The following is a 15,025-nucleotide window of genomic DNA, read 5'->3' as shown; positions in this document are numbered from 1 at the left end:
TTATAATTATTGATACTTATTGTTTTCTTTATTCTGGAATGGCATTCAAAGTATACCAAGTTTCCGTTGTCCAAAGTTTGTGATTTTTGGCACTTTGAAGATCTTCGGGAATTCTTAAATATACAACATGTTCCTTTTTAAGTCCTGGAAGCTCCAAGTATAGTTTCGTTCGATTCTGAGACAGGCTGGTTTTTGCTATCGATAAACGCTCTAAATCTTTTTTAGGTCCACCGTATGCAGAAGTCGGTTTATACCACCATTGGGTTATAAAAAAAGCGGAAGGGTCTATTGTAACATCATTATGCAAAGGCTCAGTAAACTCAATCTCAAATCCGTTAGGTTTCGCACGGACAGCCAACATTTCAAATGTCGATTCCCCATTATACTTAATACTTTGTAAACCATATTTAGTTTCTTTCCAGGTCCATCCTCCTACCATTCCAACTTCCCCTATATAAAGAGCACCATCAGGCCCCCAACATAATCGGTTTACTCCTGCTGCCAAACCTTGAGTAAAACGAAATACCGCTCCTTGATACTCATTATTAACTTTTTCAAGAAAATCACGTTTTATACCACCATGGCAAACATCACCATGTAGCATTTGTCCTTTATAAGGACCATCTCGCATTAAAATTGGTTCTGATGGAGAATTAGCAATTTCGGTACCTGGCAACCAAAGCGTGGGAGGATTCATTTTTGGAACACCTTGTAATGTATCTAAAAGCCCCCATGCCATACCATTGTATTGCCCTTTTTTAACATGAATGAGTTTATTTCCAGGCAACCATTGCCCCTGATTGTCTGTCACGAAAAGTTCCCCATCGACACCTAAGCCAATGCCATTTGGTGTTCTTAAGCCATAATTAAGATGCTCATAGCTACCATCCATGCCTATTTTTATGGTTCTGCCACGATCGAGCTTTTGTTTTTCACTTTTTAATAGACGCATCGCCATTGAAAGTGAAACATAAAAATATCCTTCATCATACACTAAGCCGAAAGCGAATTCATGAAAATCTTCTGTAACTTGCCATGTATTACAAATAGCTTTGTACTCATCAATAATCTCATCCCCGTTATTATCAATTAACTGCGTAAGCTCGTGTTTTTGCAAAACGAAAATACTGCCATCTACAACTTCTATTCCAAGAGGTTCGTGTAAACCCGCAGCTATTCTTTTGTTTGTAATCTTTGTACTATCACCATTTTGAAATCCATCAAGAATGTACACCCCACCTTCGGTATCCCAAGTCGTATATAACAACCTACCATCTGGCAGAAAAGCCAAGCCACCTACTTTCGGCTTAATAGAATCATTATGTAAGGTGGTTAAATCATAACTTGGATGTATTGATTCAAGAGGCGCTCCATTACCCGGAGCAACTTTAGAAATTTTAGCATCTATTGTAAAATCTCTTACGAAAGGTTTAGAAGGCTCAGTTTCTTCATTCTTTAACTGAAGGATATATTCCAACATTTCTCCTATTTCTGCATCCTCAAACTGCGGATGTGGATTCATAACATTATCACCCCAAGCACCCGAACCACCCAATTGCACTTTTTTAGTTAGTTGCTGAAAAGTTTTCTTATTATTTGGATAGCGTTGTGCTATTTGGGAGAATGAAGGACCTACATCTGGCTCATCAATTTGATGACATGTGAAACAGTCGCTTTCATCGATCCATAGTCTACCAAGATGGTCGTATGATGATTTTAAATCTGGAGCAAACTGTTCTGGAAGAATATCGAAATAATCCGTTTTAATACTAATATCATTAGATGCTAAAGCAAACGATTCCTTTCCTTGTTCTAAAAAAATTGAAGTCCCTTCCGGTACATCTTGCGTTTTAAACCATCTTTCAAGTCCAGGTTTACCTTCAGGACCTTCTATATACTCAGGACGCTCCTTTATCAAAATAGTATCTCCCCCCGATAAGATTAGGGTATATTCAAGATAAATCTGATTGTCTTTAAACGAATATCCCCTATTACTAATTTTTGAATATTCCTTTGTATCATCTTGCAAAACAACCCACTTTTGTTGTAGTAAACTATCTGAAATATAAGTAGTACCCCACGAAGTAGGCTGAATATTTTTCTTGTCAGTATAGGGGGCACCTTCAATAGCAACACCGCCTTTCCACGCTTTATAGAGAATCGATTGTGCTAGGTCGTAGGCAACATATAATTGAGAATCTAATGCAATGGTCAACATTCTAGGATTCTTATCTAAAACAGAACGAAAAGCCCAAACATCTGTAGGCCTATGTTCATCTACCACCTCTGGGTTTTTGCAAGCAGATAACATACACAAGATAGTGACGGTTATGCAGAGAATTGTAACTCTTAATTTCATATGCACTCAAATAGATAGTATAAGATATTCAATAATATTTAAACTAATCCATTGCAAATACTTTTATCACTTAGTTTAGAGAATTCTTGAAATTTCACACAAGGCATTAACTTTCAAAAACATTATAATAAGGGCTTTTTAAAGAAATTAGATAGGAGATAAAACGCCGCTAATACCCTTAACAAACTAGTAGAAAACAAAAAAACCAGTCGTACGACTGGCTTTTTTTGCTCCTCCTCTAGGGCTCGAACCTAGGACCCTCTGATTAACAGTCAGATGCTCTAACCAACTGAGCTAAGGAGGAATTTAATCCACTAAATAATTATTTAGCGGCTGCAAATATATATGTTTTTTTTATTGTCCCCAATAAAAAAACATCCTATTTAAATAGATATTTATAAAGGTCGTTTCCATTCGCGTATAATAACAAAGCAATTAAGATGAAAAAGCCCGTCATTTGGGCATATTCAAGAAATTTATCACTTGGTTTTCTACCAGAGACCATCTCATATAATAAAAACATAACATGCCCACCATCTAATGCAGGAATGGGTAAAATGTTCATAAATGCCAAAATAATCGATATAAAAGCGGTTGTTCCCCAAAAAACTGGCCAATCCCATGTCTTTGGAAACATACCACCAATAGCAGCAAAACCACCTACTTCTTTATAAGCTCCAGTATCAGGATTAAAGATTTTCTTCATCCCTTTAATATAATCCGTCAAGGTTTTAACTCCTTTATTCCAACCCGCAGGTATAGACTCTAAAAGTGTATAGCGTTTTGTTTCAACTTCAAATGAACCAAGCGCAGCTAATTCTGCTATGCTGTTCCCAGCTAAAGCCACACCTAATTTTGCTTCAGTAGTTACATCAGCTAGCAATGTATCTACAGCACCATTTTCTCTTTGTACCGCAATATTTACTTGTTGCCCTTTATAATCTTCTAAAATAGTAGCCGCTTGGTCTAAATACGTTGCTGTTTTACCATTAATCGAAAGTACTTTATCATTCTTCTTAAAATCTACACCAATATTTGGCGAGTCTTCAGAAACTTCAGCTACTACAAAAGGTCTTCTAAAACTAATTAGATTCTTAGCATTATCTCTATTATCAGATAATGTTTCAATAAAATCTACCGGAATTGGTTGGTCGAAAGTTTTTCCATCACGTTTAATAGTCATTGTTTCGCCATATACAATCTCAGGCAATGTATATTGAAGCGATTCAATAGGAGTACCATCAACAGCTAAAATATTATCTCCTGTTTGAATTCCCAATTTATCTCCTAAGGTTTTATCGTTTACTAGTATTCCGTCTTTAAGGCTATCCGCAGGAATAAATTCTTCGCCATAAGCAAAAACAAGGCCTATGAAAATAACAACTGCCAACACAAAGTTCACCGTTACTCCGCCTAACATAATAATTAATCGTTGCCATGCTGGTTTAGAACGAAACTCCCATTCTTTGGGTTCTTCTTTCATTGCTTCGGTATCCATGCTTTCGTCAATCATTCCTGAAATCTTAACATACCCACCTAAAGGCAACCAACCAATACCATATTCGGTCTCTCCTATTTTCTTTTTAAATAGTGAAAATTTCACATCAAAGAACAAGTAGAATTTCTCAACTCTTGTTTTAAACAATTTAGCCGGAATGAAATGCCCCAATTCATGAAGAACTATTAAAATTGAAAGGCTAAGAAAAAACTGTAAAGTTTTGACAAGTATCGGACTCATCTCCATATATCAAATTTTGAAGGCACAAAAGTACTCTTTTAACATGGCTTAAAAAAAGAAACTGCTCTGGCACAGTCTTTTTTAGCAAAGATTTAGCAGCTACCATCATATTTTCACTTGAAAGCCTTAATCGTCTGGCGTATCTTTGTGAAAAAAATTATGCGCGATTTTTTTGCAAAATTTAAGCTTTTCGGTATTGTCTTTTTTTTTATTTCAGTGGTGATAATCTATCTGTTTTATAATGCTTTAAAACCTAAAGAAACCTTAACTATTTACCAACCCTCTATGGTAAATACTGAATTAGTTGACAGTACCATTCAAAATGTTCGAAAATATCATACCATTGCAGATTTCGAATTAACCAACCAGAACGGGAAAGTAATTACTCAAAATGATTACAACGATAAAATCTATATTGCTGATTTTTTCTTTACGACATGCCCTACAATTTGCCCTATAATGACTAACAATATGGTGCTTATACAGCAAAGAATTAAAAATGATTCAACCGTAAAACTACTCTCTCATACGGTTACGCCAGAAATAGACTCAGTTGCACAGCTTAAAAAATATGCCCTCGAAAAAGGAGTTGATGATAGTAAATGGAATTTAGTTACCGGTGATAAAAAACAAATTTATGATCTTGCTCGTAAATCTTATCTCGCGGTACAATCGGTTGGTGATGGCGGTCCTTTTGATATGATTCACACAGAAAATTTTATTCTGGTTGATAAAGAAAAAAGAATTCGAGGTTTTTATGATGGTACAAAATCTGAAGAAATCGACAAATTAATGGCCGATTTATCAGTTTTAAAAGCTTCATATTCAAAACAGAACGATTGATTGGCTTTGCAATAATAAATTGTATCTAATTATTAATCGCTTCGAAAAACGCCCTCTTATATTGCGAAATTAGATACTCCTATATTCCAATTTTTAGAATATTTTACGCTACTTTTGCTCTTACTTATAATCAATCTAAATAAAAATTGGTAACTACAATCGCAAACCTTAAAAAAGGACAAAAAGGAATCATTAAAGATTTCGATGTATCTGCATTACCAATTAAACTTCTAGAAATGGGTTGTTTACCTGGAAATGTTGTTGAACTTTTACACATTGCTCCTTTTAAAGATCCTATATATATTAATGTTAGCGGCTCTCATATTGCAATACGTAAATCTGTTGCAGCACAAATAGAGTTAACCATTGTAGATCCCAACACTAATGAGTAAGCAAATTAATGTAGCTCTTATAGGTAACCCTAATACGGGGAAGACTTCTGTCTTTAATGCGCTAACCGGATTAAAACAAAAAGTTGGTAATTACCCTGGTATTACGGTTGAGAAAAAAGAGGGTATTTGCAAGTTGCCAAGGGGCGTAAAAGCGCATATTCTAGATTTACCCGGCACTTACAGCTTAAACACCACATCATTAGATGAGAGCGTTGTTGTAGAGTTATTGTTAAACAAGAATGACAAAGATTATCCAGATGTTGCTATTGTTGTTAGTGATATTGAAAACTTAAAAAGAAATCTTCTACTTTTTACTCAAATACAAGATTTAAAAGTACCTACCATATTAGTTATTAATATGGCAGACCGCATGATTAAAAAGGGAATAACCCTTGACATACCGGCTCTTGAAGCAAAATTAAATACTAAAATCGCCTTAGTAAGTACACGAAAAGGAACGGGAATAGACAATATAAAAACCCTTATTGCAGATTATAAAAATCTACCAGTTACCTCAAATATTGACACCGTTCAAATTGCTCCAGAATATTTTGAACGATTAAAAAAAGTATTTCCAAATGAAGATATTTATAAACTTTGGTTGGTTATTACTCAAGATGTCAACTTTATGCCGATTACTAAAAAAAGGATAAACGAGGATGCCCTTTTTAGTACAAAATCTAAAGCTGAACTAAAAAAAATGCAGCATCGAGAAACGGTTCTGCGATATAAATTCATTAATGATTCACTTAAAGAAACCCTTAAAATAGACATTTCGGCTGCAAAAGGGCTTCGTGCTAGTCTCGATAAAATTTTAACGCATAAGATTTTTGGTTACCTTATTTTCTTTGTCATATTGCTCACTATTTTTCAGGCAATTTATGATTGGAGTAGCTACCCAATGGACTTTATTGATGAAAATTTTGCAAGCGCTAGCGAGTGGGTTAAGAATACATTGCCAGCGGGTGCTCTTACAGACCTATTGGCTGAAGGTGTTTTAGCTGGTATCGGTGGCGTTGTTATTTTTATACCTCAAATTGCTTTTTTATTCTTCTTTATAGCGATTTTAGAAGAGTCGGGGTATATGAGTCGTGTTGTATTCTTAATGGATCGTTTAATGCGTCCATTTGGCCTCAGTGGCAAAAGCGTTGTTCCCTTAATTTCAGGTACAGCTTGTGCTATTCCGGCGGTAATGGCTACCCGCAATATTGATAATTGGAAAGAACGATTAATTACAATACTGGTCGTACCTTTTACTACTTGTTCTGCGCGACTTCCTGTGTATTTAATAATTATTGCATTAGTTATTCCAGAAGGCAACCTACTTGGGCTTAGCTATCAAGCTTTAACTTTAATGCTTTTGTACCTTTTAGGATTCGGTATGGCCATTTTTTCTGCTATGGTACTCAATAAAATTCTTAAGATTAAAAGCGGTTCATTTTTTGTAATGGAAATGCCTAATTACAAACTACCATTACCTAAAAATGTGTTTTATACCGTTTGGGAAAAAACAAAAAGCTTCGTACTAGGAGCTGGTAAAATAATATTAGCAATCTCTATAGTTTTATGGTTTTTAGGATCAAATGGAAGTTCAGATAAATATACAAATGCTGAGACCATTGTTCAAGAACGTATCAATAAAGAAGGACTACCTCAGTTACACCAATCTAATATTGAAGCGCATTTATTAAGCTATAAAAGTGAAATTGAAACAAACATTACTCCACAAGCTTTGTCTGACTCACTTGAGCATCAGAAAAAAGTACTTTATAATAAAGCGATTGAACAAGAAATTTCAAGTTATAAATTGGAACACTCTTATATAGGTTACATGGGTAAAGCTATAGAGCCCATTGTAAAACCACTAGGGTATGATTGGAAAATAGGCATCGCCGTTATCACTTCTTTTGCAGCTAGAGAGGTTTTTGTTGGAACTTTAGCAACTATCTATAGTGTTGGTAGTGACGAAGAAGAAACTATTAAAAATCGTATGGCAGCAGAAATTAATCAAGACAATAACAAACCATTATTTAATTTAGCCTCGGGTATTTCACTCCTATTATTTTATGCTTTTGCAATGCAATGCATGAGTACTTTAGCTATTGTAAAACGAGAAACAAATACTTGGAAATGGCCAATAGCACAACTGGTATTCATGACCATTTTTGCTTATATTGTTGCTCTTATCGCATATCAAACGCTTAAATAAAAAAACAATGCAGATTATACAAACCGTTCTAGTCTATATCATTCTTGCGCTAGCAGTTGGCTATTTGTTTAAGAAATATTTTTTACCCAAAAGACTTTTCGCTTCTAAAAAGAACAGCTCTAAAAATTGTGGTGACGACGGTGATTGTGGCTGCCATTAGCACATTATTTATATTAGCCGAAAAGTTTGTTATTTTATTAACTTATCCCACAAATAAAAACTAATTTATCTTTTTCCAGTAACATTTCATAAGCTTAATCGTCTGGCTTAAAAACTAATCGACCTTATTCTTAGATAGTTAAATAAACAATAAAGTCATCCTAAGAAAATCTAAAATAGCAGGCTAGTTCAAAATGCTATTCTTTGTTTTGTTCTGAACCAATCTCTCATTTATGCGTATTATTACTTTCTTGTTATTAATTTTCTCCATCACTTTTCCAATTTCGAAAACTAAGGCGCAGACAATTAGTTCTAAAATAATTGATTCTGTTACTCAGAAACCTCTTCCTTATGTTACCGTGCAATGGAGCAATAAGAAAGGTGCAATAACTAACGAGGAAGGTAGATTTAGTATTTTATTAGAAGAGAACTCAAAAGAGTCCGATACTTTATTTATATCGTGCATGGGTTATGAGTCTATTGCTCGCCCATTAAACACTTTTGATAAGGCACTTATTTATATGTCACCAAGTGCAATTGAACTTAAAGAAGTTTTAGTTAGTAATAAAAATTATGCTGCAGATGAAATTATAGACCTCGTAAATGATAACATTGAAAAAAACTACAATTTTGATCTTACTAAAAAAAGATTATTCTACAGAAGGTCTTCTTTTCAGCGGATGCTAAAATCTGATTTCACACTGAAAAAATCTACAATAAAAGAACTCAATAGAAAATTTCTGGATAGCATTATTAATGGTATTCCTGAAAACAACAGCTATTACACCGAAATTTTAGGAGACCTCTATGGCGATTATGACGAAGAAAAACAAAAGCTTAATTTAATTAAAGCTTCCGAATTATACGACAAAAACATGGAACTCGATTTTGCTAAAGTTGAGGAAAAGTTTAATGAAATTCTTAAAAAGAATATTAAAACAGATTCCTATTTTAAGATAAAATCTGGACTTTTTGGTACTAAATTAGATAGTGATGAAATCTTTGAAGAAGAAGTAGATTCTACTGATGTGGCAGCTGTAAATGAGCAATTGGCTGAAACTAAAAAGTTTGAAGAAGAACGCAAAAAAAATTTTACTAATTATAGACGAAAAACTTTGGGTAAAATCTTTAACAACCTACCTATAACAGATGACACGGACCTTAACTTTTTACGAAAATCTGGGCGTTATGAATTTACGCTCCAGGAATTTACTTACCTAGGAGATGATGCTGTTTATGTTATTGATTTTATTCCGAAACGCTCTGAAGACTACAAAGGACGTTTGTATGTTAATGCTGATGACTTTGCCCTTATACGGGTAGACTATGATAATGTAAAATCTATAAAGACCTTTAAACTGTTAGGTTTATCTTCTGATGAGTATTTATCAAAAGGAAAAATCATCTTTTCGAAAGGGAATGACGGCAAGTACAGCTTGCGTTATTTAGAATCTGAAAACGGAATGAGAATGGCTGTTGATCGCCCACTAAAGATTATAGAATTAAATAAAGTTGTAAAAGGGAGAAATAAACAAAATGAACTTTCTGGAAATATTGATTTTGCTTTTAGAAATATCGATAAGAACGAAGTTGTAATTTTTGATACTGAAAATATTAGCGAATCTAGTTTTGAATCATTCAAAGAAAAGAAAGATATTCTGCCTACTTATTTACCATCGTATAATGCGGAATTCTGGAGTGGATATAATATTATTGAACCCAATCAAGCCATAAAAGAATTTACAGCTACGGCTGACAACTAAAGCACTTAACTCCCTTCACTAAGCATATTTAACCAAGGCTCTACTTAATTCTTTTATATCTACGGGCTTAGTTAGAACGTCTTTTAAACTGTATTCTTTACATTCTTTAAGCACAATATCTTTACTTAATGAAGCAATTGCAATTATTGACAGTGCATTATTAAAATTACATATCTCACGTGCTCCTTTAAAACAATCTGCTTCATTTTCATCTACATCAATTAAAACAAGATCGTAACTTTTTTCTGCAACCTTTTTTAATGCACTTTCTGAACTTACGGCGTCGCACGTATAATCTAAAGAGCCTATTATTTTATTAAAAGCAAATAAATTAACCTGATTATCATCAACATACAGAATACTCCGTCTTTTAGATTTAGCTAATTTGGAAACTAATTTTGCTTTATTGGAAGCAGCTAATTTTAAATCAAAAGACACCAAATTATGTTGTTTATCACCAGAGAATTTCAATTTAGAATTATATAATGCTAGTAATTGATTACTTAAGATTAGCCCTAATTTTATACCCTTTGTAATATTATCTTCATCAATTACAAAATCACCTTTTTCTATATAATTTAATTTCTCACTAGCAATTAATTCAGCGTTGTCCCAAACACAAAAAGTGAGTAAAGATTCTACCTGTCCGATTGGACTCTCAATAACTTTTAATGCCACCCTAGAAACATGATCTTTCTCAATAGCATTTTTAAGCAGATTATTCAGAACTAGAGCCAATTTAGAGCGTTCAACATTATAAATAGAATTTTCCCCGCTGTAAATAATTGTAAGTTCTACACGGTTTGCAATTAATAATGAACGATAATTCATTTTTAATTCATCCAAAAGGTCCTTCAAGTTTACAGGACGATTATTTAAATCATTAGTATTATTAAAATAATTCAATTGAGAGTACTGTAAAGAATTATCTATTGAATGCCTTAAGTTTAACAAGGAATAATTAGCCAACACTAGTTCATCTTCTATTTCAAAATCGTTAAGTGGCACCGTTTCTATAAGCTGCTCTAGCATGTACAAAGGTGTACGTATTTCATTGCTTACTACAGCTAAGAACTGGTCGCGATTTAAATACAGATTTTTTAAATTTAAATTAGCTTCATCTAATGAAGCATTAACTTTTTTAACCGCTGAATTTGCACGTTTATAATACCCAACAAAAGCTAAGGCCAATAAGACTAAAAAACTTAATAAATATATAAGCCTCCCGTTGAATTCATCCTCCTTAATTCTATTTTCTGCTATTAATTGTAATTGTTCTGCCTTATTCTCACTCTCAAGGGCTTGTGTTAAGTAATTATTAGTATAATTCGAAGATTTACTTAAATAATCGATAGTTGCATAATAATACTCTTCTTCTTTTTTCTCGTAGTATGCTATTGAATCGTTTTGGCGCACCGGTAGATTTAAAAAATACTGCGCCTTATATTGATTAATTCTATAATAGTTTTCATAAACCCTGACACTTTTATAAAGAATATCTTCTAACTTTTTATCCTTATGCTTATTTAAAATACTGTTTGCTTCCTCTATTTCTTTATTGGTCTCAAACGAACCATAAGAGAGATAGAGCTCGAAAGTCATTAACAATCTTTCATCCATCATCCTTGTCCAATCATTTGGCACGAAATTAGAATCTAATAACCTGCTACTTTTTCTGGTTTCCAAGTATTTAAGTGCCGATTTCGATTCTTTCACTAGTGAATCGAACATTCCTTGTTTATAAAACGACATTACTTTTGTCTCGTAGGTATACAAGAGTGTATTGTACTTGTTTTCAACATTTATTGCTTCGGCTATTTTGATACTCTCGTTGCTCTTTCCAAAATTATTTGCCAGCATATATGCATGAGCGAGGTTTGAATAGCCTATCGCAAGGAGATTTGAATCTTTCAATTCCTTACTATGCTCAATAGATTTTAACTGATAAAACTCTGCTTTCTTATAATCATATAAATCTGTGTAGGCACCTGCTATTAAATCTTCTGCTAAGGCTAGATAATAGGTTTCATTATTCTGAATAGCTAATTTCTTAACCTGCTCTGCTAACTTTAAAGATTGGAAGTAATTTTGTGTATTAACTCTTTCCATAGCAATTGCCAATATAGAGTCTAATTCTTTGTTCAAAATAACGCTATTTTGAGCATGGACTGTTATTAAGCCTATAAACAGAAAGAAGAAGTATAATTTTCGGTATTTGTAGCGTTGCATCATAAATTAAAGATTAATAACCCAACTTGAATTTCAAATTCACTAAATATTTCAGAAATAAAATATATTTAGCGCCTTAAAAAGAAAAATGTGAAAACATTTTACCTACATAAAACAGGGGCACTTTTCTAATAAGAAGTAAGATACGTAAAAAAATACTTAAACAAAACAGAACAATACTACATATTTACCATGTTTTACAAGGTTTTATGTAGGATTTTACAACTATTATATAAAATTCTTAATAATACGATAAAGTAAAATCCCCCAGCCTATAACTAATAACAAGCCTCCGAGTGGCGTTATTGGACCAAGAAAACTCAATTTTTTTCCTTTGGCGGCACTAAGGCAAAGACCATAAATACTGAATGAAAACAAAAAAGTACCTATTATAAAACAGTAAATCATATTTCTTTCAAGTGCCGTTTCTAAATTTAAATTGAAACTTAGAATTAATAATAAAAGCGCATGATACATTTGATATTTCACACCGGTCTCGAAACTATTTAATTGTTCTTCAGTAAATGTTTTTTTTAACATATGTGCGCCGAAGGCACCAAATATTACTGCTAAAAATCCAAACAGTGCGCCAATAAATTGTGCCAATAAAACCATAAAATATAATTATATGAATAGTAAAAAGTACTAAAATACCTAAAATGTATTTTGAACTACATCATAGTTTGATTTTATAAAATTGAAAAACTACTTCGTCTATTCCAACCAATTAGTTGGTATTCAAAAACATTTATAATCTAACTTATTGATTTTGAGTTCTAAAAAGTAAAAAACCGACGAAATGGTCGGTTTAAATAAATATCAAAAGAAATTAGCTTAGCCCTTTTCATCATAAAAGAATTGTTCTTTTACAATCTTACCATCCTTTACTTCGTATACTGCTATTTCTGAAGAAGTAGAACGAATACCTGAAGGCTTGTGTGTAGTATCCATTTCGAATTTTACTGAAAACCAATTATCAGCTACTATTGGTTCGGAAACTGTTGTATTGTGAACTTCAAAATTCTCTTTCCACCATTCGCCTTTTTGTTGTATTCCTTCAAAACCTTCAACATGGCCTCCTTCACTTTTTCCATCATTTTCTATACTGACAATATTTTGACTGTAAAGCTCTTGATAAGGCTTTTCAAAATCACCTGCTTTACACCATGAAACTAATTTGTTTGCAATTTCTTTTGTTTCCATCTCTGTAATTTTTAATTGATTATTTCTATGAATAAAGTACAATTAATTAAACAACTGAACAAGCTAAGCATCTTATAGTCACGTTCATTGCTAAAACACAAATACTTGTTTCTGAAATACTTATATTACTCTAGCGAAATTCTGTCTTCTATTTTTGACTGAAACATTAAAAAAAGTTGATCTGTTTCAACAGAATCCTTGAGGTTGATAAAAAGTTGTGAAGAATCCTTTTTTACCAGACGAATCTTTCTGCTTTCAAAATTATCTATAAACACATGTGCTTTTCTATCCGTAAGAGAATCTTTAAATTCTTGATAAACCCCCTTTCCTTTATCAAAAGCGGAAAAACCATTTAAGCGTTCCATTGGCGGAATTCTAGGCACAAACTCAACACTATCCAGCTCAGCATAATTAAGTTTTTCGTAATAAATACCCGACAACACGCTAAAACTATTAGATTTAATAGTTGTCCAATTTTTATAATGTGCCATAAAAGCTAGAATACTAATGACGATTGTAATTACAATCAAAATATTCCAAAGCCAATTGTTTTTCTTCGTTCCCATCAATCTATAAAGTTATCGAACTCAATTTTTAAACGCTCAAATTTTTAATTTGTTCTAAACAAAGTACAATTTAATACTAATTGAAAAATATTCTTTTTAACCAGATCCACTTCTTATAATATTTGTTACCTAAAAATTAATTTTTAGACAATTCTTGTAAGTTATGAGTATTACTTATGACTAGACTACAAAGTTCTGTAAACTAAAGAATTCATGATTTTTACTGCTCACATCACCGTTCACCATTATGCATGTTGTAATTTTACATAATACGAATAGGTTTTGACTTTAGTAGCGGTTGCACTCGTCATTAGTACTAAATTACTAGAATAGATTATTTAAAAATAAAATTATTCGAAAAGTTGAAATATTTTATGCTTATTTATTTCATGATTTTTGCGCTTAGCAGCTTTGCTCAGCAGCCTTATAATCGCACGCTTAAACTAATGGGAAGTCGATTCGATATTACCCTAATTGCAAAAGATTCTAGCACTGCAAGTGATCATATAGATTTGGCTACTACCGAGATAATTCGAATTGAAAAACTAATTTCTTCTTGGGATAATAATTCGCAAACATCAGAAATTAATAGAAATGCAGGTATTAAACCCGTCAGTGTAGATATTGAGCTATATCAATTAATCGAAAGGTCTATTGGAATATCTAAACTAACTGATGGCGCCTTTGACATTACATACGCGTCAATGGACAACATTTGGAAATTTGATGGTACCATGACAGAAATGCCAAATGCAGCAAAAATAAAGGCTTCAGTTTCAAAAGTAGGTTATGAAAATATTCTTTTAAACAATAAAAACCATTCGGTATTTTTAAAAAATACTGGCATGAAAATAGGCTTCGGAGCAATAGGTAAAGGCTATGCGGCAGACAAGGCTAAAAGCTTACTCATTAATAAAGGAGTGGCATCAGGTATTATTAACGCATCTGGAGATATGAATACCTGGGGTACGCAACCTAATGGTGAACCATGGAAAGTTGCCATTACAAACCCACTTAATAAAGAAAAAGCTTTTGGTTTACTTCCAATAACAAATGGTGCAGTAGTTACTTCAGGTAATTATGAGAAATATGTTACGTTTAATAATATAAGACACTCACATATTATAGATCCCCGAACCGGATACCCCTCGAGTGGCATCTTAAGTGTGACCGTTTTTGCACCCAAAGCAGAACTAGCAGATGCGCTTGCGACTTCAGTTTTTGTAATGGGAAAAGAAACAGGAATAAATAGAATCAATCAATTACCACAAGTAGAATGCATCATTATAGATGATGAAGGAAATATTTCGAAATCTGAACATATTACAATAGATAAATTATGATTAAAAGATTCCTTTTACTAATCATTGCAATGGGCTTTATTAGCAGTTGTGTAGTAGTTAAAGAATATGAAAAGGTTGCTATTAACGACCCTGATATGATCCTAGCTGATAAACCTTGTGACAGAAATGTAACTACCATGCATTCGTATCGCGAGGCGGCAGTTGGGGCAAATGGAGGCAAAACTGGAGGAGGCTGCGGCTGCAACTAAAATGACTTTTTT

General features: G+C 33.0%; 13 protein-coding genes and 1 tRNA gene. 7 read left to right on the top strand and 7 right to left on the bottom strand.

Translation table 11 applies throughout. The features are described from left to right. Positions 1-28: 28 nt before the first annotated feature. From UH7x_RS08745 to rseP, 3 genes are all read right to left on the bottom strand, one after another. Complete coding sequence (locus UH7x_RS08745; protein WP_482363344.1) at positions 29-2,311, bottom strand: c-type cytochrome; 2,283 nt, start codon at positions 2,309-2,311, stop codon at positions 29-31. Positions 2,312-2,589: 278 nt separating this feature from the next. Further along, positions 2,590-2,663: transfer RNA gene (locus tag UH7x_RS08740), tRNA-Asn, on the bottom strand. Between the two features lie 75 nt (positions 2,664-2,738). Then, positions 2,739-4,097: an RIP metalloprotease RseP gene (gene rseP, locus UH7x_RS08735; protein WP_482363343.1), complete on the bottom strand. Its 1,359-nt coding sequence runs from the start codon at positions 4,095-4,097 to the stop codon at positions 2,739-2,741. Between the two features lie 159 nt (positions 4,098-4,256). Here rseP and UH7x_RS08730 point away from each other — a divergent pair, with 159 nt between their 5' ends. The 5 genes from UH7x_RS08730 (at position 4,257) to UH7x_RS08710 (ending at position 9,463) form a co-directional block, all read left to right on the top strand. Next, positions 4,257-4,940, top strand: coding sequence for an SCO family protein (locus UH7x_RS08730; RefSeq protein ID WP_482363342.1), 684 nt, complete (start codon positions 4,257-4,259; stop codon positions 4,938-4,940). 146 nt (positions 4,941-5,086) lie between these two features. Further along, positions 5,087-5,332, top strand: a complete 246-nt coding sequence (locus UH7x_RS08725) for a FeoA family protein (RefSeq protein ID WP_482363341.1) — start codon at positions 5,087-5,089, stop codon at positions 5,330-5,332. Further along, positions 5,325-7,541 (top strand): ferrous iron transport protein B, encoded by a 2,217-nt coding sequence (feoB, locus tag UH7x_RS08720; protein WP_482363340.1) that lies wholly within the window; start codon positions 5,325-5,327, stop codon positions 7,539-7,541. The genes UH7x_RS08725 and feoB overlap by 8 nt, the downstream gene beginning before the upstream one ends. Before the next feature lie 7 nt (positions 7,542-7,548). Continuing rightward, positions 7,549-7,701 (top strand): hypothetical protein, encoded by a 153-nt coding sequence (locus UH7x_RS08715; protein ID WP_482363339.1) that lies wholly within the window; start codon positions 7,549-7,551, stop codon positions 7,699-7,701. 232 nt (positions 7,702-7,933) lie between these two features. Next, positions 7,934-9,463: a carboxypeptidase-like regulatory domain-containing protein gene (locus UH7x_RS08710; protein ID WP_482363338.1), complete on the top strand. Its 1,530-nt coding sequence runs from the start codon at positions 7,934-7,936 to the stop codon at positions 9,461-9,463. An 18-nt stretch (positions 9,464-9,481) separates the two neighbouring features. Here UH7x_RS08710 and UH7x_RS08705 read toward each other — a convergent pair whose 3' ends face one another. The 4 genes from UH7x_RS08705 to UH7x_RS08690 all read right to left on the bottom strand — a co-directional run bounded on the left by UH7x_RS08705 (position 9,482) and on the right by UH7x_RS08690 (position 13,461). Then, positions 9,482-11,608, bottom strand: a complete 2,127-nt coding sequence (locus UH7x_RS08705; protein WP_482363337.1) for a hybrid sensor histidine kinase/response regulator — start codon at positions 11,606-11,608, stop codon at positions 9,482-9,484. 312 nt (positions 11,609-11,920) lie between these two features. Further along, complete coding sequence (locus tag UH7x_RS08700) at positions 11,921-12,307, bottom strand: DUF423 domain-containing protein (RefSeq protein ID WP_482363336.1); 387 nt, start codon at positions 12,305-12,307, stop codon at positions 11,921-11,923. 219 nt (positions 12,308-12,526) lie between these two features. Next, complete coding sequence (locus tag UH7x_RS08695; RefSeq protein WP_482363335.1) at positions 12,527-12,895, bottom strand: SnoaL-like domain-containing protein; 369 nt, start codon at positions 12,893-12,895, stop codon at positions 12,527-12,529. A 125-nt stretch (positions 12,896-13,020) separates the two neighbouring features. After that, entirely contained in the window at positions 13,021-13,461 is a 441-nt protein-coding gene (locus tag UH7x_RS08690; RefSeq protein WP_482363334.1) for a hypothetical protein, read from the bottom strand. A 374-nt stretch (positions 13,462-13,835) separates the two neighbouring features. On the opposite strand from UH7x_RS08690, the gene UH7x_RS08685 reads away from it, so the two are divergent. Next, positions 13,836-14,804 carry an FAD:protein FMN transferase gene (locus UH7x_RS08685; RefSeq protein ID WP_482363333.1) on the top strand — a complete coding sequence of 323 codons (969 nt, stop codon included), beginning with the start codon at positions 13,836-13,838 and terminating at the stop codon, positions 14,802-14,804. Then, entirely contained in the window at positions 14,801-15,013 is a 213-nt protein-coding gene (locus tag UH7x_RS08680; protein ID WP_482363332.1) for a DUF4266 domain-containing protein, read from the top strand. The genes UH7x_RS08685 and UH7x_RS08680 overlap by 4 nt, the downstream gene beginning before the upstream one ends. Positions 15,014-15,025: the final 12 nt, after the last annotated feature.

It is taken from the genome of Aurantibacter sp. UH7 (assembly GCF_056839165.1).
The sequence above is the reverse complement of the archived record's forward strand: the minus strand, read 5'-3'. Positions and strand labels throughout refer to the sequence as shown.